Source organism: Hallella multisaccharivorax DSM 17128 (assembly GCF_000218235.1).
GTDB lineage: Bacteria > Bacteroidota > Bacteroidia > Bacteroidales > Bacteroidaceae > Prevotella > Prevotella multisaccharivorax.
The window spans coordinates 2,175,607-2,196,113 of record NZ_GL945017.1 but is presented as its reverse complement, the minus strand read 5'-3'; the positions used below and the strand labels follow the sequence as shown (position 1 = coordinate 2,196,113).

At 47.8% G+C, this 20,507-nt stretch carries 19 protein-coding genes and 2 pseudogenes; 7 read left to right on the top strand and 14 right to left on the bottom strand.

Annotated features, from left to right (window positions below; all coding sequences use genetic code 11):
* Nucleotides 1–964: 964 nt before the first annotated feature.
* From PREMU_RS09500 to PREMU_RS09485, 4 genes are all read right to left on the bottom strand, one after another.
* A complete protein-coding gene (locus PREMU_RS09500) occupies nucleotides 965–2,059 on the bottom strand; it encodes a metallophosphoesterase (RefSeq protein ID WP_007574870.1) in 1,095 nt (364 codons plus the stop codon).
* Complete coding sequence (locus tag PREMU_RS09495) at nucleotides 2,056–3,120, bottom strand: coiled-coil domain-containing protein (protein WP_007574869.1); 1,065 nt, start codon at nucleotides 3,118–3,120, stop codon at nucleotides 2,056–2,058. The genes PREMU_RS09500 and PREMU_RS09495 overlap by 4 nt, the downstream gene beginning before the upstream one ends.
* A gap of 79 nt (nucleotides 3,121–3,199) precedes the next feature.
* On the bottom strand, nucleotides 3,200–3,889 hold the full coding sequence (locus PREMU_RS09490) for a response regulator transcription factor (protein WP_007574868.1): 690 nt from the start codon (nucleotides 3,887–3,889) through the stop codon (nucleotides 3,200–3,202).
* 26 nt (nucleotides 3,890–3,915) lie between these two features.
* Nucleotides 3,916–5,370, bottom strand: coding sequence for a sensor histidine kinase (locus PREMU_RS09485; protein WP_007574866.1), 1,455 nt, complete (start codon nucleotides 5,368–5,370; stop codon nucleotides 3,916–3,918).
* Nucleotides 5,371–5,558: 188 nt separating this feature from the next.
* Between PREMU_RS09485 and PREMU_RS09480 the strand changes: the two genes are divergently transcribed.
* Together PREMU_RS09480 and PREMU_RS09475 are read left to right on the top strand one after the other, a co-directional pair.
* Nucleotides 5,559–7,625: an outer membrane beta-barrel protein gene (locus PREMU_RS09480; protein ID WP_007574864.1), complete on the top strand. Its 2,067-nt coding sequence runs from the start codon at nucleotides 5,559–5,561 to the stop codon at nucleotides 7,623–7,625.
* An 8-nt stretch (nucleotides 7,626–7,633) separates the two neighbouring features.
* Entirely contained in the window at nucleotides 7,634–8,035 is a 402-nt protein-coding gene (locus tag PREMU_RS09475; RefSeq protein ID WP_007574861.1) for a tetratricopeptide repeat protein, read from the top strand.
* 627 nt (nucleotides 8,036–8,662) lie between these two features.
* Here the strand turns inward: PREMU_RS09475 and PREMU_RS09470 are convergent.
* From PREMU_RS09470 to PREMU_RS15065, 6 genes are all read right to left on the bottom strand, one after another.
* Nucleotides 8,663–9,118, bottom strand: a complete 456-nt coding sequence (locus PREMU_RS09470) for a winged helix-turn-helix transcriptional regulator (protein ID WP_007574859.1) — start codon at nucleotides 9,116–9,118, stop codon at nucleotides 8,663–8,665.
* Nucleotides 9,119–9,200: 82 nt separating this feature from the next.
* A complete protein-coding gene (locus tag PREMU_RS15995) occupies nucleotides 9,201–9,818 on the bottom strand; it encodes a 4Fe-4S binding protein (RefSeq protein ID WP_007574858.1) in 618 nt (205 codons plus the stop codon).
* A 23-nt stretch (nucleotides 9,819–9,841) separates the two neighbouring features.
* Nucleotides 9,842–10,864 (bottom strand): radical SAM/SPASM domain protein, ACGX system, encoded by a 1,023-nt coding sequence (gene acgM, locus PREMU_RS09460; RefSeq protein WP_007574856.1) that lies wholly within the window; start codon nucleotides 10,862–10,864, stop codon nucleotides 9,842–9,844.
* Nucleotides 10,865–10,878: 14 nt separating this feature from the next.
* Nucleotides 10,879–11,076, bottom strand: coding sequence for an ACGX-repeat peptide (gene acgA, locus PREMU_RS09455; RefSeq protein ID WP_040558232.1), 198 nt, complete (start codon nucleotides 11,074–11,076; stop codon nucleotides 10,879–10,881).
* 52 nt (nucleotides 11,077–11,128) lie between these two features.
* Entirely contained in the window at nucleotides 11,129–12,091 is a 963-nt protein-coding gene (locus PREMU_RS09450; protein WP_007574854.1) for a zinc-binding dehydrogenase, read from the bottom strand.
* 535 nt (nucleotides 12,092–12,626) lie between these two features.
* The gene (locus PREMU_RS15065) at nucleotides 12,627–12,821 is read right to left on the bottom strand and encodes a hypothetical protein (protein ID WP_007574851.1); all 195 of its coding nucleotides are present in this window, start codon (nucleotides 12,819–12,821) and stop codon (nucleotides 12,627–12,629) included.
* 346 nt (nucleotides 12,822–13,167) lie between these two features.
* Here PREMU_RS15065 and PREMU_RS09445 point away from each other — a divergent pair, with 346 nt between their 5' ends.
* Together PREMU_RS09445 and PREMU_RS09440 are read left to right on the top strand one after the other, a co-directional pair.
* Nucleotides 13,168–14,169 (top strand): LacI family DNA-binding transcriptional regulator, encoded by a 1,002-nt coding sequence (locus PREMU_RS09445; protein ID WP_156803994.1) that lies wholly within the window; start codon nucleotides 13,168–13,170, stop codon nucleotides 14,167–14,169.
* A gap of 76 nt (nucleotides 14,170–14,245) precedes the next feature.
* Entirely contained in the window at nucleotides 14,246–15,568 is a 1,323-nt protein-coding gene (locus PREMU_RS09440; RefSeq protein WP_007574846.1) for an SLC45 family MFS transporter, read from the top strand.
* Nucleotides 15,569–15,700: 132 nt separating this feature from the next.
* Here the strand turns inward: PREMU_RS09440 and PREMU_RS09435 are convergent, their stop codons facing one another.
* The 3 genes from PREMU_RS09435 to PREMU_RS09425 form a co-directional block, all read right to left on the bottom strand.
* Nucleotides 15,701–16,558, bottom strand: coding sequence for an Rpn family recombination-promoting nuclease/putative transposase (locus tag PREMU_RS09435; protein ID WP_007574844.1), 858 nt, complete (start codon nucleotides 16,556–16,558; stop codon nucleotides 15,701–15,703).
* A gap of 137 nt (nucleotides 16,559–16,695) precedes the next feature.
* Nucleotides 16,696–17,649, bottom strand: a complete 954-nt coding sequence (locus PREMU_RS09430; RefSeq protein WP_169311318.1) for a transposase — start codon at nucleotides 17,647–17,649, stop codon at nucleotides 16,696–16,698.
* Between the two features lie 127 nt (nucleotides 17,650–17,776).
* Nucleotides 17,777–18,166: an ISAon1 family transposase N-terminal region protein gene (locus PREMU_RS09425; RefSeq protein WP_007574840.1), complete on the bottom strand. Its 390-nt coding sequence runs from the start codon at nucleotides 18,164–18,166 to the stop codon at nucleotides 17,777–17,779.
* A 291-nt stretch (nucleotides 18,167–18,457) separates the two neighbouring features.
* On the opposite strand from PREMU_RS09425, the gene PREMU_RS09420 reads away from it, so the two are divergent.
* The gene (locus PREMU_RS09420) at nucleotides 18,458–19,099 is read left to right on the top strand and encodes an IS630 family transposase (RefSeq protein WP_156803993.1); all 642 of its coding nucleotides are present in this window, start codon (nucleotides 18,458–18,460) and stop codon (nucleotides 19,097–19,099) included.
* 205 nt (nucleotides 19,100–19,304) lie between these two features.
* Here the strand turns inward: PREMU_RS09420 and PREMU_RS14615 are convergent, their stop codons facing one another.
* Entirely contained in the window at nucleotides 19,305–19,484 is a 180-nt protein-coding gene (locus tag PREMU_RS14615; RefSeq protein WP_223918590.1) for an Abi family protein, read from the bottom strand.
* 68 nt (nucleotides 19,485–19,552) lie between these two features.
* Between PREMU_RS14615 and PREMU_RS15685 the strand changes: the two are divergent.
* Both PREMU_RS15685 and PREMU_RS15285 read left to right on the top strand, forming a co-directional pair.
* Nucleotides 19,553–19,918 (top strand): annotated as a pseudogene (locus PREMU_RS15685) (recombinase family protein); the annotation flags it as partial.
* A 140-nt stretch (nucleotides 19,919–20,058) separates the two neighbouring features.
* Nucleotides 20,059–20,507: pseudogene (locus tag PREMU_RS15285) on the top strand (DUF6624 domain-containing protein); the annotation flags it as partial.

The window sequence follows — 20,507 nt, the reverse complement described above, 5'->3', positions numbered from 1 at the left end:
TGAAAAACGTTTTATTTGCAATAAAAGGATACCTTATTTTTTGAAGTTCACTGAAAAATGGTTAGGCAGTTCTGATGGCTGCGGGATCTATGACTACTCTTTCAGCAAAATCGACGAGATGAGTCCAAATTGGGATTTAATGGAAGATGCGCGTTACGCTCTTGGCCACTATCGGCCCATATCAACTGAAAATTTCTCGTGCATGCCAATCGAATGGAAGCGGGCATAGTGGTCAAACTCCGGACGGAGAAACCATATCATGAGATACTTTGACGAAAATGTCTCTTTATCTTTAATGCGGAGAACGGCCTTAATCCTTTCATTTGGGTTGCACGGTTACTAAGCCCACCAAAGCTATAAATATTGTTTTACAAAACCAGCTCTGAGAATTGAAAAAATCAGGAAGGGCGTGTTCTTTTGCCGGAAACAGGCCATTCTTGGGTCGTTTTGTATTTTATTAATAATCAAGTGGTTATGTTTTAATAGGTTTATCTGAGTCTTGTCGCCTCGCCATAACACGGTTTTTACGTCGCGATTCAGCTGCAATGGCAGTGCGATATAGGTGCAGAGGCGTTGCGATTCAACTGTAGTCATATTGCCATTTCACTGTAAAGGCAGTGCGATTCAGGTGATGTCCCGCGGGAATTCTTCCGAAAAGGGTCATGATGTTTACGAAAAGCAGGGATGAAGCCGTCATCGTCGCTCTGGAATGCATGTTCAAGAGCGGGTGTTTTTTTGCCAAAAGAGTTTACATTTTAGCGATCGCCAGCCATTCTTTGTAGTGCAGGGTAGGGCCCTGTGCCCTACCTGAAGAGGCGTCATAACCGATGATAAAGCGGTCGAACATAGTCTGAGGTGGCCCACAGGGGGGCCACCCTGCACTAATGCTCCAACTGAAATTCATTGGAGATGGGTCTCCGAAGAGGTGGCATGGATAAATGGTTCAGGCAGGAGAATAGTATCTTTACTTACGGTTTATGATGCTTAGAACAATATATTCTGACTGTGTGCCAATTCTGAATTTTGCTCCCCAGATGCCCATTCCGGAACTAATATAATAATGTGTATGACCTTTCTGCCAGGCCCCGAAGGCTTTCTCATAGAGGGCATCAGTGATCCAGCTGATGGGCCACACCTGTCCGTGGTGGGTGTGACCGGCAAACTCAAAGTCAATGCCGTTGTTCATCGCCTCCTCCAGATGATAGGGCTGATGGTCGAGTTCTAAGAGGAAAGACTTGGGATTGACGCCAGCCATAATTTCATGGAGACTTTTACGGTGAGGGTTGGTGCGGTCATCGCGTCCGATAAGCGTGATGCCCTCAAAAGAAGCAACACTGTCACGCAACACAGTGATACCGGCTCTATGACAAAATCTGAGGTCGTTGTCAAGCCCCGTATAATAGTCGTGATTGCCTAAACAGGCAAAAACGGGAATATCCATGTGACGAAATTCCTCTGCCATATTCTCTACTGCTACAGGCCGGTAGCTGCCGTCAATGAGGTCACCGCCGATGAGTATGGCATCAGGATGTTCTGCTTTGATAAGCTGTAGCCACCGGTGCAGGTCCTTGCGCGTGTTGTGGTAACCCAAGTGAAGATCGCTCACGAGCACAAACCGTAGGGGCTTATTCAGAACTTTGGTGGTGCTGACGTTGATTGCCACGCGCTTCTTATGTTCATAATGGTACCATGCTAGAAAGAAGATAAGTGTAAGACTGATAGTAAGGACCACACTCTGCGTCAGATTAGACTTGAATGTTGTGGAACTTACGATATGAGAGAGCCGAAGGATATCAACGGTCAGAAAGATGATGATCAGATAGATGGCGATGATGAGCCATGAGGTACCTACCTCGTATGCTATACGTGATACGGACATGGGACACGCGTCAATAACATGGGTCACGGAAAGAATTGACAGGATGAGGGCTGTCGCCATGAGCACTACAACAGTGATACGCACCGAAGGGACGGCAGGCAGCAACTGCCATGTACGTAGCATGATATAGCTCTGGCCGGAGAAGACAAGAATGAAAAACAGAAGAAAGAAAGGCTTCATGATAACATCTTAACCACATCTTCCACAGACCTGCCAATGATAGAAGCTATCTCTGAAACATTCATTCCACGTTTAGCCAAATTGGACACCATAGCTTGTATTTGGGCATCTTTAGCCTCAAGTAGGTCGTCTTTGGCCTTGAGCTGGGCGTTCTTTGTCTCAAGTTGTGTGTCTTTGGCCTTGAGCTGGGCGTCCTTCGTCTCAAGTTGTGTGTCTTTGGCCTTGAGCTGGGCGTCCTTCGTCTCAAGTTGTGTGTCTTTGGCCTTGAGCTGGGCGTCCTTTCGACTTAGCTCTTCATCCTTTTTCAAGAGCATCGTATCACGATTTTCCAGAGCTGAGAAATACTCGTCCTCCACATTCATATCCTGTCGCATCTCTGCATCGGCAGCAGCAGCCGACAGGCGGTGGACGATATACTCCATATTCTCATCACCATGATAGTTCTCTTCATTAATATGAAGCAACTGACGGTCGGCATCATCTGCTTTTGACTGGTCGAAGATGCTCAATACCTCATCAAGACGGTTGTTAATCTGACCGTGAAGCAACGGAATCTGCACAATGATGCTATTGTGATTCAGACTCTCAACGAAGGGGTCGGGTACACCATGTGTCACTTCATTACCGTCATAGTCATAATAATGATGATTGACATACAATACAGGAACGTCAATGTCTCCGACGCGATGTCCCAAGAGATAGATGGAGACCATGGGTATGGCAAAACCTTTCTTGTCATCCTTGTTGATGTTCAGCTTGTTGCTATACTGAGCTCCGAGATACTGTCTGAAGCGCAAAGTCTCTGTTTCAAGCCACGTCTTCTGAAGTTCTATCAGTATCAAATGACTTTTCCCATCTGTTTCCCGGATCTTGGCACCAAAGTCAATGCGGAACATGGACAGCCGGTCCTTCGTCTGGTTGGCATATTCGTGAGGACGCAGCTCGACACTCTCAATCTCTTTCTTCAGCAAAGCAGAGAGTATGGTTTTGGCTATGCGTTCATCCTCCATGAGGTATTTGAACACTGAGTCATAGATAGGATTTGCAACACTGATCATCATAAACTGTATTGTTTTTGGCAAAGATAATAGTTTTATCTTGATTTATGAACAATATGATGTGAAAAGATGCAAAGATGCATTACCCATTTTTCACCAGCCGATAACCAATGCCCCGCACATTGATGATGCTGATGCCGCTGTCCCCGGCAAGTTTATGGCGTAGTTTTGTGATAAAAACCTGCAGGCTGCGGGAGTTGAAAAACGAGTCGTCGCCCCACAGAGCCTTCAGGATGGTTGCTGTCTCCACGACGTTGCCTTCCGAGCAGGCCAGCATTCTCAGGATCTGTGCCTCACGGTAAGACAGGTTCTCTTCGTGTCCTTCAAACACCAGTTTCTGAGTGTTGGCGTCCAGTGTATATTTGCCAATGGCGATAAGGTTGTCGGGACTTTTCTCCATCGGAGCGCTTCGCCTGATCAAAGCCTGCAGTCTGACGATGAGTTCCTGCATGCCGAAAGGCTTCCGCAGATAATCGTCGCCACCCTCTCGGAACCCTTTCACGACATCCTCCACCGAAGAGCGTGCCGTGAGGAAGAGCACCGGAGTAGTGCTGTCGTGCTCACGGATACGCCTCACCATCTCAAAGCCGCCCATGCGTGGCATCATCACATCGGCGACGACCACTTGCGGCTTGTTCTCCGCGAAATGCCGCAGACCGTCCTCACCGTCCGATGCCGTCATAATGTCGAATCCCTGTGCGTCAAGCGTGTTCTTGATGATCATTGCCAGCGTGGATTCATCCTCTACCAACAGAACCTTCACCCTTTCCATCACTTCTGTATTAATACATCTTTATATTATACTTCCTTTGTATAGAAAGTCAACGTGAATGTCGTTCCCTTGCCCAGTCCGTCGCTCCTCACAGCCACCTTGCCGTCGAGCTTCAACATCATTGTCCAGACATAGTACAGTCCCAGTCCATAGCCTTTTATGTCCTGACGGTCGCCATGGGGCACACGATAGAACTTGTCGAAGATATACCGTTGCTTGTCCTTGGCTATGCCTATACCGTGGTCGGTGACGGTGATCACCATGCCGTCAGCCGATGGTGAGGCATGAATGCTGACGTCTGCCTGCTGCTCTGAATACTTCACGGCATTGTCGATGAGGTTCGACAGAATGCGCATGAAGTGGGCACGATCGGTGCAGAGTCTCATATCCTCAGGTATATCTGTGGTCACGGTCAGCGGCTTGTCGGCTTTCAGTCTCTGTTCTTTGCAGACTGCATTGACCGTGTCCGCCACGCTGATAGTCTCCGCCTTGATACGCATCGTCTTACGCCGCTCCATACTCATCGCCAGAATTTGTTCGACGAGGTTGCCGAGCTCTTCCAATTGCTGCTGCGACACTTCGAGGTACGTCCTCCGCAGGTTCTCATCGTTTGCCGCACCGAAGTTGAGCAGGGCATCATTGGCGGCGTAAGCCACGGCGATGGGGGTCTTCAGCTCATGCGTCATGTTGTTGGTGAAGTCGGTCTTCATTTCATCAAGCGTACGCTGGCGGCGAATGACGAAGAGGAGATAAGCCAACACAGCAGCCACCAGCAGGAAAGTGAGCAGTGTAGCCACAATGATACCTGCCATCTGACGAAGCACAACCCACTGCGTAGACGGAAGCTCAAGACGATAAAAAGTCGAGGAAGCCAGGTCTATGGGCAGCTCAAACGTTTCCGCCACAGCCGTTGGCTTCAGACGCCCCTCAACATCCAGCGTGTCCACGTGCGCCTTCTGCCATTTGCTGCCTTGGATGCGATAGAGACGATACAGCCGGTAAGGGCTGCCGATACCTATCTTGCGAAGTTCATCGGTCAGACACCAGTCTAGATACTTCATGTCAATCTGCCGTATACCGTCAACACCCGTATGGACACCACGCTGCAAATAGAGTCCGAACTCGTTCAGTCCACTCCGGCTCTGGAGCAGGTGGGTCACGCTTGCCTTGGCAGAGAGCGGCTGACTGAGATATTGTCTGTTTCTTGATTTTACGCCATTCCTCCCATACACATTATCCTGATAGTTGAACGACATCGCCCATTCTCTGTCAATGCTGTCGCGCTCCATCTGCCGCTTGACGGCTTTGACACGACGGTCAAGCTCACGATAGTCGGCGCGCCGCAGTGCCTCGCTGATGTCTGTATGCATGCGGCGGCATGAGGTGTGATATTGGTTCACCATCCACCATCCCCCGTATGCGAAGATGACGACCATGGCAATGAGCGCCAGGAGAGCAACATATTTGAGCGAACGTATCATGTTGTCGATTTTTTTGCAAAGATAGCAATATTATTCTTGACACAGCGATCAACCGGCTTCCATTTTGCAGATACGGTAAGACTAAATAACACTTCCGGTAAGACTATATAAGAGGAAAGCCTTTATCAGCCCGCTGAAACGCACTATCTTTGCATCGATGTTAACAAACGGTGAATAATATTGTAAGAATGAGAAGACTGCTTTCAATCACATTGCTCTCCGTCTTTGCACTGAGCGTCTCGGCGCAGAGCGACTCCCTCCGCATGGACAGCGTCGTTCATGAGCTTCCCGATGTCATGGTAAAGGGCGGGCGGCCACTGGCACATATCAATGGCTCTACCATCACCTACGACCTCCCGCAGATCATTTCCGGCAGGCAGGTGGAGAACGTCTACGACGCCTTAAAACTGCTGCCCGGCGTGGTGGAGCGCGACGGCGTGCTCACCCTTGGCATGCAGTCAGCCACCGTCATCCTCAACGGCAAGGTGACGACGCTCTCCCTTGAGGAGCTCACCTCGATGCTCAAAAGTATGCCGGCGAGCCGTGTAGAGAAGGTTGAGGTGATGTACAATGCTCTGGCAAAGATGCAGGTGCACGGTGCCGTGATTAATGTACGCCTCCGGCAGCGCAACGACGACAATGCTCCGCTGCAAGGAGAAGCAAACCTGGCATGGGACCAGGACCATAACGCCAACTACGGTGAACGGGGCACGCTGCTGTACAATAGAGGAACGCTGTCTGTAGATGCCATGTACCTGCACTCCCACGGGACTTCCTACCGCACCATCGACGACTTCAGCCATCAGCATCTCGACGACGGCACAACGCATGACATCACCATGTACGGGCATGACCGTTCCAAGAACCACAGCGATACCTGGCGGATAGGACTCGACTACCGTTTTGCCAAGGACCACACGCTGAGCTTTGCCTACAACGGTATCTACAATCACGACAATGTCGACAGCTGGCAGACCGGCAACATTGCAGGCAACGCATTGACACGCAGCCACAGCCTGTTGCAGAACCTGCGCGCCGACTATGAGCTGCCCTTCGGGCTGACTGCTTCAGCCGAGATGACCTTTTATGAGACCCCCGAACATCAGACTCTCGCCAGTACCATGCCGACGGGATCACTGCGCTACGAGGTGGAAAACCGGCAGCGGGTGAACCGTTGGAAGTTCTCGCTTGCCGAAGAGCACAGTCTGGGCAAGGCATGGCACGTCAACTACGGTGTTGTCTACACCACAAGCATCAACCACGGGTCGCAGACCTACTCCGACATAAATACCCCCAACAGCACCCCCGGCAACTCCCTGACCCGGCAGCGCGAGGACGACGTGAACATCTATGCCGGATTCAACACGAACTTCAGTGCGAGACTGATGCTCGAGGCTTCCGCAGCCGTGGAATACTACCACTCGCCCTCATGGAAGAAATGGACGGCATATCCCACGATGAACCTCACCTTCCTGCCTTCTCCGGGACATGTGATGCAACTGGGACTTAACTACAGCCGCAACTATCCCGACTACTGGTCGATGAGTCCCTATACGAGCTACGGCGCCGGCGGTTACAACGAGATCGTAGGCAACCCGAAGCTGCGGCCGTCGGACACCTACAAGCTGCAGCTGGTCTACATGCTGAAAAGCCGGTATCAGGCTGTGGTGTACGTGCGGCACACGTCCAACGCCTTTTATCAGACACCTTACCAGCGTCATGACCGGCTGACCGTTGCCTATCAGGTGCTGAACTTCAACAACGACGATCAGGTTGGTATGCAGCTGGCAGCGCCTTTCAGCATCGGATTATGGCTCAACTCCAATGCTACGGCCGTGGCTTTCTGCATGAGGCAGAAGGATGATGACTTCTACGACATCCCCTTCGACCGGAAAAGGCTTGTGGGCGTATTCATCCTCAACAACAACTTCACGCTGAGCCATCGGCACGACCTCACCGCCAACCTCGACCTCACCTCGCAGACCAAGGCGATACAGGCCACCTACGATATCCCCGGCTTGTGGCGTATGGATGCCGGCATGCGCTGGCAGTTCTGGAACAGGACAGGCATACTCCACGTGTTCTGCAACGACATCTTTCGCACCTACCGCACGGATCCCCGTATCAGTTACATGGGGCAGGACCTCACGATGAAGATGTCGTGCTACCGGCAGTTCGGCGTGTCGTTTACCTATAAGTTCGGCGGATACAAAGAGCGGCACCACGAAGCCGTGGACACCAGTCGATTCAAATAACAGACATCATGAAACATCTCGTCCTTCTTCTCTTTCTCCTCATGCCGCTGCTCGTCCATGCCAGCTACAACATCGTCAAGGGAGACTCCTGTCTTGCCGTCTATGATGTGGCACAGGCTCTCCGCCTGCTACAGCCCGACTCCACGGCGATGTTCCTCTGCCATCGTGGACTGGCTGAAAGCTTTTACGGCATGAAAAACTATACCGCTTCCCTGCCTCATTTTGAAGAAGCTGTGAGATACAATTTTGCTTCCCTCACTTCTTATTATTATGCTGCAGTTTGTGCTGAGGCAACAGGTGACAAGGACGATGCGCACAGATGGCTGTCAACCTTTATCAAATTATGGATTTATCGGCTGGGACCGGACGATAGTGTGATATTGTTTTACAAAACCAGCTCTGAGAATTGAAAAAATCAAGAGGGCGTGTTCTTCTTCCGGAAACAGGCCATTCTTGGGTCGTTTTGTATTTTATTAATAATCAAGTGGTTATGTTTTAATAGGTTTATCCGAGCCTTGTCGCCTCGTCATAATATGGTTTTTACGTCGCGATTCAGCTGCAATGGCAGTGCGATATAGGTGCAGAGGCGTTGCGATTCAACTGTAGTCATATTGCCATTTCACTGTAAAGGCAGTGCGATTCAGGTGATGTCCCGCGGGAATTCTTCCGAAAAGGTGCCATGATGTTTACGAAAAGCAGGGATGAAGCCGTCATCGTCGCTCTGGAATGCATGTTCAAGAGCGGGTGTTTTTTTGCCAAAAGAGTTTACATTTTAGCGATCGCCAGCCATTCTTTGTAGTGCAGGGTAGGGCCCTGTGCCCTACCTGAAGAGACGTCATAACCGATGATAAAGCGGTCGAACATGGCTTGAGGTGGCCCACAGGGGGCCACCCTGCACTGGATAAAGCGGTCGAACATAGTCTGAGGTGGCCCACGGGGGGCCACCCTGCACTAATGCTCCAATTGAGATTTATTGAAGACGGGCCTCCGAAGGTGTGGTATGATGAACGGTTCAGGCGAGAGAATAGCCTAACTTCTTAAAGAAATCTTCCACTGCTCTGTGGCTTTCGGCTTCCTCTTGTAGCAGTTTTGCCATGTCCGTCAGAATCTGTTTCATCTCCGTGTTCCTCTACATACTTTTTCCGGCTTGCAATGATCTCACTCATGTTGCCGAGCGACCATTCCACAAGTTGGTTGAGCAATGGCATGAGTGAACGGCCACGGTCTGTGAGGGAATACTCCACACGAGGCGGAATCTCAACGTAAGCCTGGCGGTTCACGAGGTCGTCGGCCTCAAGCTCTTTCAGTGTTGATGCCAGCATCTTCTGTGATACGTCGGGTATGGCCTTGCTCAGTTCCTTGAAGCGCATCGGTTTATCTGAACCTTGCAAAGTCAGGAGTGTCAGCAGCGACCAGCGGTCACCGATACGAGCGAGGACGTTACGGATGGGGCACTGCGGAAAAACGGGGTCTGTTACTTGTCTTCTTACCATATTCTTATAACGCCAAAAGCCACCCTCTTATTGTAAAGAGAATGGCGATTTTGAAGATTTAGAGCGGATGATTATTTGTTCACTAAAGCTTAATGATTGCTTCAACGGGACAATGCTCAAAACAGTTACCACACTGCAAACAATTGTTCTGCCGGATAACAAAGGGCTCGCCTTCATCGATAGCTCCTTCGGGACAGACCGTCTCACAAGTACCACAGGCAATGCACTCATCAGATATCTGATAACCCTTAGGCTTCCACTGCGCATTGCCTGTCGTGAAATAGCGTCGCTCTATTGGATGTGTGCCTAACCAGAACCATTCGATCGTTGCATTGCGAATCTCGTAGATGACACCGATCTCACGTGTGTTGCCCGGATAGACATTGATCAGATAAGGCTGTTCCTCAAAGACCTTGTCCTTCCACTTCTGCTGGTCATCAGCTTTCTTCACCTTGCCTGACAAGCGTATCATCTCCTTGTATTTGGTCATACCTTCCATCTGAACCCATCCGCTTGCTTCCAACTGTCTGGCAAAACTCTTGCCGCGGGCAGTATAGAAATAGATGGCATCGGGCTCATAGTGGATAGCACTGACACAACGTACCTGAGGACGACCGTCCTCATCGACTGTGGCTACATGAAGGATACCTATCCCTTGCAGCTTCTGAAGGCACAACTCTTTGGTGATATCAACGTCCATAGTGTTTGTTTTGAAGGGTTAGACTATACTGCTTTCCAACACTCGGGATCGGGAGCATACATGGAGCCATGATAACCTTTGGCAACAGCAGGACAGCCACGGCAGAATCGGAGAAGCTCACATTTGGCGCATTTTTCGAAATTCTCATAGACACGGTATTTGTCCATCTCCGGACCGGTGAACAGGTCATACAGATCGTCGGTCAGCGCATTGCCCACCTTGCTCTCCATACGCCGGCAAGCATAGCAGGCACCGTCGGAGAGGATTGTGAAATGACCATTGCCACAATTGCATCCGTCATAGACGATGTCGTCATCGGGGTATTTCTTCGGGTCAAAAAGACCATGCTCGTATTTGAATAACGTCCACAGATGGTCTTTCAGACTGAAATAAGTATCGCAGTCTTTGTACTGCTCGAATTTCTTCCAGCACTCTTCCATCATCCAATGGTATTCCTCCGGCGAGCAGCATGTGTCACGGCTCTCCAGATCTGGACAGTAACGGGCAAAGGCAAAGACATCGACATGATGGTTTACGACAACGTCAACCAACGCCGGCACCTCTTTGTAGTTCCAACGGCTGACAGTCGTCATGACCGCTGCAGCTATTCCTGCTTTCCGGATAACGGGTATTGCTGCGAGAGTATCGCGGAAACTGCCCGGCTTGCGTATGCGGTCATGGGTAGCTTCCAAACCATCCAACGACAACTGATACTGATGACATCCGGCATTTTTCAACCGTTTGCAGACCTCATCGTTGAGATGGAACGGATTGCCAAGGATCGTGAATGGAATATTTCTCTCTTTGAGCGTATCCACAAGAGTCCAGAACTGTGGATGCAAGATAGGATCGCCACCTGTGATATACAAATACGGTTTACGATCAGCCTTACGTCCGAAAGTCTCAATATTGTCAAGGGCCCTTGTCATAGCGTCCACCGACATCATCTTGAACTTGGCATGGGAGCCAAGGGCATAGATGTAGCAATGCTTACAGCGTTGATCGCAGGCTTCTGTGATATGCCACTGAAAAGAAAAATAGTCCATTCACTCACCTCCTTTTACTTTGTCGGTTTCTCACCAGCGCCACAAGCGGACGGTTTCTCACCAGCGCCACAAGCGGACGGTTTCTCACCAGCACCACAAGCGGACGGTTTCTCACCAGCACCGCAAGCAGACGGTTTCTCACCAGCACCGCAAGCAGACGGTTTCTCACCAGCTTTCTCCTGCAGTTTTACTGCAAACAAATTCTTCAACATAATCTTAAAGTTTTAATAGTTAATATAAAGGATAGTTATATGATCTTTTGGATCATCTTATTTTAAGAATAATCTTGCCGCCGGCTCCACCTTTCTCAAGTAAGGTATGAGCCTCTACGATCTGGTTGAGCGTAAAGACCTTATTGTATTGTGGCTTGATATGATGATTTTTTATGAGGCTGAATATGTTATTCATATCTTCCTGTGTCGGGAAGTTGCTATGGAAACCGGTCAACCAGACTCCGGAAGGCACATATTTTATCGGGTCAAAATTGCGGATCACATATTCGCCTCCAAGATTGCCGGTATTGCATACGATACCGGGTCTCGTCACTGTGCGGAGACTGTCAAAGAGCGTCTTGGCACCTATCAGCTCAAGGAGTTTATTAGGTTTCCGTTGGAGTTGTTTGGTGGATAATTCGCCATCGTCAATGGTACATTCATCTGCACCTAAAGCCTTTATCTTCTCGAATGCACTCTCTTTGCGGCTCGTACCGATGACGTAAGCGCCCGAAGCCTTGCCGAGCTGAACGGCAGCCTGTCCGATCGTACTTGTGGCGCCTCTCACTAAGAGCGTGTCGTTCTCTTTCAGTAACAAGGCTTTAGTCAGTGAGCCATAAGCCGTGAAATAGCTCTCGGGTACGGCAGCAAGAGAGAGCCAGTCCATATCGGTATTAACCTTGAAAACATGAGAGACAGGTAACAAGGCATATTCTTCATCGCCACCGTTGAACGACCTGCCCATACCACCCATCAGAGCAACCACTCTGTCACCTTTCTGGAACTGTGCATCTAATGATTCCTCAATCTCCCCTACGCATTCAATGCCAGGAACGACAGGCGTATTGATATAGCTCTCATCTGCCTCATAGAGGCGGAGGATCACTTCCGAGTGGTTCATGCCTGCGGCAAATACTTTTACCACGACCCAACCAGGCTGGGCTGTTGGCTTGGGGATGTCACTCACCCGTAAATCCTCTGCTTTGCAGCATCTATTGATGACAATAGCTCTCATAATGTTTACTTTCCTTTTATTCTGTTCGCAAAATTAAGAAATAATCTAATATGTTCCAATAACACACGGATACGTTTGTTGGTGACAATAAGTTAGCATTATTGATTATCAACATTTTGCAGCCGATACTTTATCATGTTTTAACTTCTTCACCATTCTTATCAGGCGCTTGCCAATAACTCTTGTATGTTATTAGTGGGAGATGTGCTATCTTTGCAATGTTATTTGGAGGATAGATTTTAGAATATCCGATTCTATTCCTCGTATTTCCCTTCTTTTAGGGTAGGAATAGTGTTCTTTGAATAGTTATCTGCATACTCTTTTTTATTGTATGTTGGGTACAACTTTGAATTCAGATAAATCATACAAAGGATGTGTTACCTCCCATTGTTACCATATATCTGTATCAAACAAAACTATAACGAAATTCAGAAGTCAAACGATGCTGAACAGATATCATATGTGGCCGCGCATGGGATAACCGGCCGTGTATGCACAGTGCTTGTCGGTGAGGTTAAGCGCCCCCGTCTTTGCGTCAAACTTCCAGAATTCGTGTGCAAGGCTCATGTCCACTCTCCCGAAGCCCGCGGTATAAACTGAGCCGTTGACAGTGGGATAGCTTCGGCTTCTGGGCCTGGAGGCGTGTCTGCCATCGCAGCTTCCATACGGGTCTTATCTCCAATATCACGTTCACTTTACTTATCGTCGTATAGAGGAATTTTTGATTCATCTGTTTTCTTTTTAGGATGATTGGTTGATTTTAAATATATTGTACAAAGTTATAGTCTTTAGACAGAAACAAATGGCCACGGATGTTACCACTTTATTATTGTTTTTTATTAAATATCATAAATGCTTCGATCATATTTGACGATAAGCAAAGCATGAGAGAGGAATGAACAGGCTTTCAAATGATCTATGCAAACGTTTGCATGACTTATATCAATATTTTTGCATTATTTTCTTTTTAGTACTTAGAAAAAGACTTAAATTTGCAGTGCAACAATCAATATGAGGTAAATGCCTGAAAGCTGCATGTTAATAGCTCATTCTACATGGTACACTCTACAATAACAATGCGAGATATCGCCACTGCTCTTGGAGTATCGGTTGCCACGGTGTCGCGGGCGCTAAAAGACAGTCCGCGTATCAGCGCGGAGCAACGCGAGAAGATCAAAGCTTATGCCAAGGAGCACAACTATTTTCCCAATGTCCTTGCTGAGGGCTTGCGCAACAGTTCCGTAAGGCCTTCTAAGGTGATTGGTGTTATTGTGCCCCAGTTTGAACATTTCTATTTTTCTTCAGTGTTGAGTGGCATTAACCAAGAGGCTATGTCGCGGGGCTACACTATGATGGTGAGCGAGAGCCTTGACCAGTTTGAGTGCGAGGAGCTCATCTGTAAGCGTTATCAGGAAAATCGTGTTTGTGGGGTTATCGTTTCTGAAGCGAAGGACACCGTCAGATATGAGCATTTCCAGCGTATCCTTGATCAACACATGCCCTTAGTTTTCTACGACCGCATTTGTACAGGCATCAACTGTGACCGCGTGGTCGTTGACGATTATCAGGGGGCCTTCAATGCGGTGAGCTATCTGATTGAGCGTGGCTGCCGGAGTATTGCTTTTTATGGTTCGCCGATGACGATGGAGATCAGTAAGAACCGATACAATGGTTACCGTGACGCGTTGTTGCGAAACAGATTGCAACCCGAGGAAAAGTTCTTCCGCATTTGTGATAACCGCTCCGACGCTGAGGCCATTACTCCTGAGCTCCTTTCTCAGGAAAACGTCCCCGATGCTTTCTTTGCTGTCAACGACGACACTGCCATCGGTATTCTGTATACGGCCAAGCGTATGGGCTACCGTGTGCCGCAGGATATCAGTATATGTGGTTTCACCAACGGCCAGCGGGCTGTGGCCAGTGATCCCATGCTTACCACTGTGGAGCAGCGCGGCGTGAGAGTAGGGGAGGAAGCCGCTAATATCCTCATCAGTAAGGTAGAGGGCGAAGTGCCGATGGACAAGATTGAGAGGCGTATTGTACGGACACGGCTCGTCATTAGGGGGACTACGCGATGATTGGCATGGATGCGAGCATGGGTGTCGGATGTTAATTCACCCACTATAAACTAAGAAACTGATAAACTAAAATACAATGAATACAGGATTAAAAGAGAAACCAGACATGTCGTTCTGGGGTTTGTGGAACCTCAGCTTCGGCTTCTTCGGTGTGCAGATAGCTTATGCTTTGCAGAGTGCAAATATCTCGCGCATCTTCGCTACGCTTGGCGCCGACCCGCACAGCCTGAGCTATTTCTGGATTTTGCCTCCGTTGATGGGCATCCTTGTGCAACCCATTGTGGGAAGCTGCTCTGACAAGACATGGTGTCGCTTCGGCCGCCGCATTCCTTATTTGTTTATCGGCGCCGCCGTAGCCGTATTGGTGATGTGCCTGTTGCCCAACTCCGGATCCTTTGGCATGGCAGTGAGTACAGCCATGGTCTTTGGTCTGCTGGCCCTGATGTTTCTCGATACGAGTATCAATATGGCTATGCAGCCGTTTAAAATGCTCGTCGGAGACATGGTCAACGAAAAACAGAAGGCGCAAGCCTATTCCATTCAGAGCTTCCTGTGCAATGCAGGTTCGCTTGTGGGCTATGTCTTCCCGTTTGCCTTCGCAGCTATCGGCATCGCCAACACTGCACCAAAGGGTACTATCCCCGACTCGGTGATCTACAGTTTCTATGTGGGTGCTGCTATTCTTATCCTTTGTGTCATTTACACGGTGTGGAAGGTGAAGGAGTGGCCACCAAAGGAGTATCAGGCATATAACGGCTCCAAGGAGGAGATTGCCGCCAAAGAGGAAGGCTCAAGCAACTGGTTCGTGCTGCTTAAGAATGCGCCGTCCACCTTCTGGAAGGTCGGTCTTGTGCAGTTCTTCTGCTGGTTTGCTTTCATGTACATGTGGACTTATACCAATGGTACGGTGGCAGCTAACTGCTGGGGCACCACCGACGTGACGAGTGCGGGCTATCAGGAGGCTGGCAACTGGGTAGGCATTCTCTTTGCTGTGCAGGCCATAGGCTCCGTGATCTGGGCGCCTATCCTGCCGAAATTTAAGAACCGTAAGCTGGCCTATGCTGCCAGTCTGGTGCTGGGAGGCATTGGCTTTGTGGCTTGTGCTTTCATTCATGACCAGTATCTGCTCTTTGTTCCCTTCTTGCTCATCGGCTGCGCATGGGCCGCCATGTTGGCCATGCCCTTCACCTTTGTCACCAATGCTCTCCAGGGCTACGGCCACATGGGTGCTTATCTCGGACTTTTCAATGGCACTATCTGCATTCCGCAGATTGTCGCTGCTGCCGTGGGAGGCGTGCTATTGGCGCTTGCTGGCAGTGTACAGAGCCATATGATGATCATTGCCGGTATCAGCCTGGTACTTGGTGCGCTTGCTGTGAAGGCAATCAAAGAGGATTAGAGTGCAGGGTCCCTCGGTGCTTTTATTGGAGAATAGAGTGCAGCTACACACCCACTTGCAGGGCGTGTAGCCGCACCTTTCTATTTTTACTTTTGGCGCAAACCCTTCCCGTAAGTCTGTGACATTTGCACCTTAAGCGTTTTTAACTTCGTCTATAGGCAGTCCGGTGGCATTGGCAATATCCTGCAATTGCATCCCCATTGCTTTCAATGCCTTTGCCGTTTTTAGCATATTAGCATGTCCTTGCTGCAGTCCTTGCTGCAGTCCTTGCTGCAGTCCTTTCTCTTCCGCCCCGCGTATGACATTCAGCGTGTCCCTGTAACGTTTCAGCGAGGCATCATACTGTGCCCGCTCGTCTTTTGTGAGGTTACGTACCTCTGCTATTTTTGCAAGGCGCTGGAACACCTGCTCTTTGGCTGCCCACGGCATTCTGTCTAATACTGCCATATTCTTTATAACATAAATCCAACGTTCAAAATCATTCTCACACTCATTCTCCTCCTTGTTGAAGACTGGTAGCTGAAGAAAGACGAATCTCTCCTTCTCAGAAAACACTTCTTTAGTCTGCATGTTGACCAAGGCCACATCCGTGCGCAGCCTGTCATCAAGTCCGTCCATACGGAAGTTGAGAAACGCTATCAGGTAGACTGCGTTGATCTGATAGCCCCATTCATCACCTTTCTCACCTTGTCTTGATACCGCTTGCGAATAATAGTAGAGACAGCGGTCAGCAAAGTTAGGCTGTCCTTGATTCTGCATTTCCACGATAATCTTCTCGCCAGTCGCGGTCTCGCATAGTATATCGTAGATGAGCGAGCGGTCATCTTTGTATTCCGACGGTTGCTCTTTGTCGAGGAAATTGATGTTTGTTATTACTCTCTCGCCTTTGAGCAAGCTGTTGAGGAAGTGCAGGAGCATGGGTTTAGAGACTTCCTGACCGAAGATGATCTTGAAGCCTACATCTGTGAAAGGGTTGATGAATCTTCCCATAACGTTTTGCCTTATTGTTTGTTGCAAATTTAAGCATATTTTCTGAATTCGGCAAGACAAAGGTCATGTTTTTCATGATAAATGGCTTTCTTAAGAATCTTGGGTCATCTGATATTTCCAGTGGGTTGATGATTGTTTTATCCCAGTACAGTCACAACCCTATACACGAAGAAAGGAACATCGTTTACTCCCTTAAGCTCTGATCTGAAGCACTTGATCTTTGAGTTTAGAGACTCTGCAGAAGCATTCGTATCCCTGTCGATAAAGTAGTTGAGTATCTCATCTTCATAGAACTTGACCGTGTCTCGGACAGCCTTGATTTCCCTAAGAGTGCATGCATTTACTTCTTTGTACCATTCCTCGAACTTAACCTTGGCTGTCTCCTTTGTAAGAGTAGTGCTTCTGAAGATAGAGCGCAGCTTGTTGATAAGGTTGTATGCTTCTTCAAGTTTCGGATAGAACTTAAACAAAATTTTAGCTCTTGCTTCCTGATACAGAGACCACTTCTCACGACTCTTCAGCAGCTGCTTACTACATTTAGTCAATACTTCTATAAGCGTCTCACCATTAGCAAGTCTCGGCGGCGTGAAACGGCTGTTCTTACGCATAGGTTTACGTCCACGGTTGCTCTTACGCCACTTCTTTCCGTACTTTCTCTTCATTCTGTCCTTGTATGCCTTACGCTGCTTATCGAGTCGCTCAAGTTTCTGCTTGAATCCTGTCAACAGTTTCCTCAACCTCTTAACAGCCTCCCGTTTCAGGCGCAGGCGTATCTCATCTATGGCTCCTCCACAGTTCTTTATCACATGGAAACAATCACGTGTAACACGAGCCTTAGGGAAACACAAACCAGCAATAGAGCGCATACTGTCCGACAAGTCCATAGTAATGCTAGTTACTTTCACTCTTTCCTCCAGAGGTATCTGGTTGATGATCTTTGCTACGTCATCAGGCTTAGTGCCTTTGACCATTGCAACGACAGCGCCCTTCTTGCCATGAGCCGCCTTGTTATGAAGGATAGTGTAGACATCATTGCCGATGCTGGTTTCGTCAATACCAAGACGGTGACCCGGATTTTCCTCTTTGAGCACCCATTCCTCTGCATGGTCCTTCTGATTCCAGCTTCTGTAGTCGCTCAGGATGTTCTTGTAGTTCTTCTCAAGAGTATCGCCATTAATGCCATAGGTCCATCCTAATGCTCTGGATGTTATAGTCTCGTTATCTAAGCGTTCTCTTTAAAAAAAGCGCGAAATCCTTAGAATATCGCGTACCGAAATGAGCCAGCTCATACCTGTCTGTCAGATCTACTATGAAAGTCGTACCATCAGGCTTTAACCAACGACGACGCTGCACATGAAGTATCATACGATGAGTGCGGACCGGGAAGTCCAGCAGCTGCATCTCGGCTGTGTAGCCGTTGCTTGTAGCATCGCTCATGTCCGGAGTTCGGTTATCCCGTTCTTTAAGATAAACATGCAACTGCTTCTTGAAGACCCTGTCTTCATTATCCAATGTCTCTTTAACGTCTGCTACGTCAAAGTAATCGAGTACACCTGGAGGCAAAAGGAAACTTGCCAATGTAATTAATGCGTCGTTCTGCTGTTTCATGATGCAAAGGTAACAATAAAAAGCAGTGCCAGCAACACAAAGATAGGTTCTTTTCGTCAATTTATACCCACTGGAAATATCTTATGCGCCAGAAAAAGCGCTGACCCTGAACCGTGGTGAGGGATCCAATCACTCACGTCGTAAGGTTGACGGGCGTGCTGAAGCCAATATCATAAAATTGGCATGCGGCCCCGCTCCTGAAGGCCACTCCAGATGGACTTTAAGACTCCTGGCAGACAAGTCAAGAATAGTGTTGGACGAACCTGTTAGCAAGTCAACAATAGGAAACGTATTAAAAAAAATGAACTTCAGCCGCACAAAAGCCAATACTGGTGCATCGCCAACGAAGAAGATGCTGAATTCGTAGCATGCATGGAAGATGTTCTTGATGTCTATGAACGTCCTTACGATCCGGACTACCCGGTCATCTACATGGATGAGAAACCATGCCAACTCTTGGGTGATGCTCGTGAACCCAAGGACATGAAGCCCGGTAAGGATAAAAAGATTGACTCCGAATATGTAAGAAATGGAACATGCAGTATCTTCGCTTTTGTTGAACCGCTTGCCGGTTGGCATCACCAAAGTGTCAGAGAACACAGAACCGCAGTGGATTGGGCTGAAGAAATAAAGTGGTTGGTTGACAATAGACCGGAAGCGAAGAAGATTGTCCTTGTCATGGACAATCTGAACACGCATAAAATAGCATCCTTGTATAAAAAGTACGACCCTGAGACTGCAAGGAATATACGACGCAAGCTGGAAATTCACTATACCCCCAAACACGGCAGTTGGCTTGACATGGCTGAAATAGAATTGAACATGATGACGAGGCAGTGTCTGAACAGAAGAATTCAGGATATATCTATTTTAAGAAAAGAACTATCCGCATGGGAGACCGACAAGAATGACGAAAGCAAGAAGACTGTCTAGCAGTTCCGTACAGAGGATGCAAGAGTGAAGTTAATTTCTCTTTATCCGAAGTTATGAGTATAGTAGAAGAAATGGTCAGGACACTACACTAGTATCTATTATCAGTTGATTATCAATACTATACGCTCTAAACGTGATTGTGTAGATTCTATATAGATACGAAATAGGCAAAATTTAACGTATTTAACTTTCTATCACACCGATATTACCCAAAAGTGTATGATGTTGGGCGATTAGTAGAATGAGCAATTCTTCTTGGAGAGACAAGCATGATGGAGCTTACTTTGTTCCACACGCTTGAATGGTGGCAACAGGCATTTCGCAACAATGTCAAAGACGTTATCCAAGATTCTAAGACATTGGTTGCAAGACAAAGTAATGCGATATGCGCTTGCGTATCTTGTCTGCTTTCAGATTACGGTAAACCATGTTCACATTGCCCGTTGCCAGCAGCTCATTGAATGTGGCATCAACCTCTACATACAAAAGGAACAACTTTACATTATTGGACGAAGAAGGACATCCATCCCTCTTTGCTCCTATAATGATAGCCTCGCTTTCGACATGTGCGCAATTGGAACGTGATAATATCTCATTCCGATTGCAGTCAGGAAGGAAGCGGTATATAGAGAAAGGTGGAAAACTCAGACGCAAGGTAGGCTTTGTAAAAACGGCAGAACAGATGAAAGCCGAATACGGGAAGTTATTAGTATGCTCCGCAAGGGGTATTCCATTAGGGATGTGGCGAAGTTGAGTGGTAAGAGTGTGAATATGGTGCAACGAGTTAAGCGATTAATAAAAGTACAATCATCGCAATAATACTATTGATTTTACGTTCTTTTCAAAGAAAGGGGTTGTGCAATAGTTGCTTAAAGGCTAAAAGCACTACCTTTGTATGCTGTTAAATATGGTAATGTACAAAGTCATAATTTGTGATTTTGGAAAAAATGAATATAAATATGACAGATAAAATGAAGAAAAGTATTTTTATATTGGGAGCAGTTGGGCTTATGACATCATGCTCTACAAAAAATCAGACTGAATACACAAAATACATTAGGGCAATAACCAAGGATGTACCATTTCCTGTGAATGGTTTACGCACTGTTGATGATAATATGTATGTATTTGAAGGAGTGAACAGCTGTGAGGTTCCTGATTATGAGATCAGCAAGGATGGATTGTTGACTGTAACCAGGACAACTTTGTGGAAGCTACCAAAGAATGATGTTGAAAACATTTGGCGAAATCTATATTTCAATAAAAGACAACACCGACTTGTTTGTGTTGACAGAATAAATAAGGCTGGTAAGACAATACTGGGAATAATGTATGTCATGCAGACAGAATCTAAGAAATGGCCAGAGAGAGGTGTTTATCATTGGGATGTAACTGATATGCATAATAT

What these genes read in the sequence shown, in the direction of transcription:
- PREMU_RS15995 (WP_007574858.1), bottom strand. Translation starts at nt 9,818, where the DNA reads ATGGACGTTGATATCACCAAAGAGTTGTGCCTTCAGAAGCTGCAAGGG.
- PREMU_RS09470 (WP_007574859.1), bottom strand. Translation starts at nt 9,118, where the DNA reads ATGGTAAGAAGACAAGTAACAGACCCCGTTTTTCCGCAGTGCCCCATC.
- acgA (WP_040558232.1), bottom strand. Translation starts at nt 11,076, where the DNA reads ATGTTGAAGAATTTGTTTGCAGTAAAACTGCAGGAGAAAGCTGGTGAG.
- PREMU_RS09495 (WP_007574869.1), bottom strand. Translation starts at nt 3,120, where the DNA reads ATGATGATCAGTGTTGCAAATCCTATCTATGACTCAGTGTTCAAATAC.
- PREMU_RS09450 (WP_007574854.1), bottom strand. Translation starts at nt 12,091, where the DNA reads ATGAGAGCTATTGTCATCAATAGATGCTGCAAAGCAGAGGATTTACGG.
- PREMU_RS09475 (WP_007574861.1), top strand. Translation starts at nt 7,634, where the DNA reads ATGAAACATCTCGTCCTTCTTCTCTTTCTCCTCATGCCGCTGCTCGTC.
- PREMU_RS09445 (WP_156803994.1), top strand. Translation starts at nt 13,168, where the DNA reads ATGCGAGATATCGCCACTGCTCTTGGAGTATCGGTTGCCACGGTGTCG.
- PREMU_RS09490 (WP_007574868.1), bottom strand. Translation starts at nt 3,889, where the DNA reads ATGGAAAGGGTGAAGGTTCTGTTGGTAGAGGATGAATCCACGCTGGCA.
- PREMU_RS09485 (WP_007574866.1), bottom strand. Translation starts at nt 5,370, where the DNA reads ATGATACGTTCGCTCAAATATGTTGCTCTCCTGGCGCTCATTGCCATG.
- PREMU_RS09440 (WP_007574846.1), top strand. Translation starts at nt 14,246, where the DNA reads ATGAATACAGGATTAAAAGAGAAACCAGACATGTCGTTCTGGGGTTTG.
- PREMU_RS09480 (WP_007574864.1), top strand. Translation starts at nt 5,559, where the DNA reads ATGAGAAGACTGCTTTCAATCACATTGCTCTCCGTCTTTGCACTGAGC.
- acgM (WP_007574856.1), bottom strand. Translation starts at nt 10,864, where the DNA reads ATGGACTATTTTTCTTTTCAGTGGCATATCACAGAAGCCTGCGATCAA.
- PREMU_RS09435 (WP_007574844.1), bottom strand. Translation starts at nt 16,558, where the DNA reads ATGGGAAGATTCATCAACCCTTTCACAGATGTAGGCTTCAAGATCATC.
- PREMU_RS09425 (WP_007574840.1), bottom strand. Translation starts at nt 18,166, where the DNA reads ATGAAACAGCAGAACGACGCATTAATTACATTGGCAAGTTTCCTTTTG.
- PREMU_RS15065 (WP_007574851.1), bottom strand. Translation starts at nt 12,821, where the DNA reads ATGAATCAAAAATTCCTCTATACGACGATAAGTAAAGTGAACGTGATA.
- PREMU_RS09500 (WP_007574870.1), bottom strand. Translation starts at nt 2,059, where the DNA reads ATGAAGCCTTTCTTTCTTCTGTTTTTCATTCTTGTCTTCTCCGGCCAG.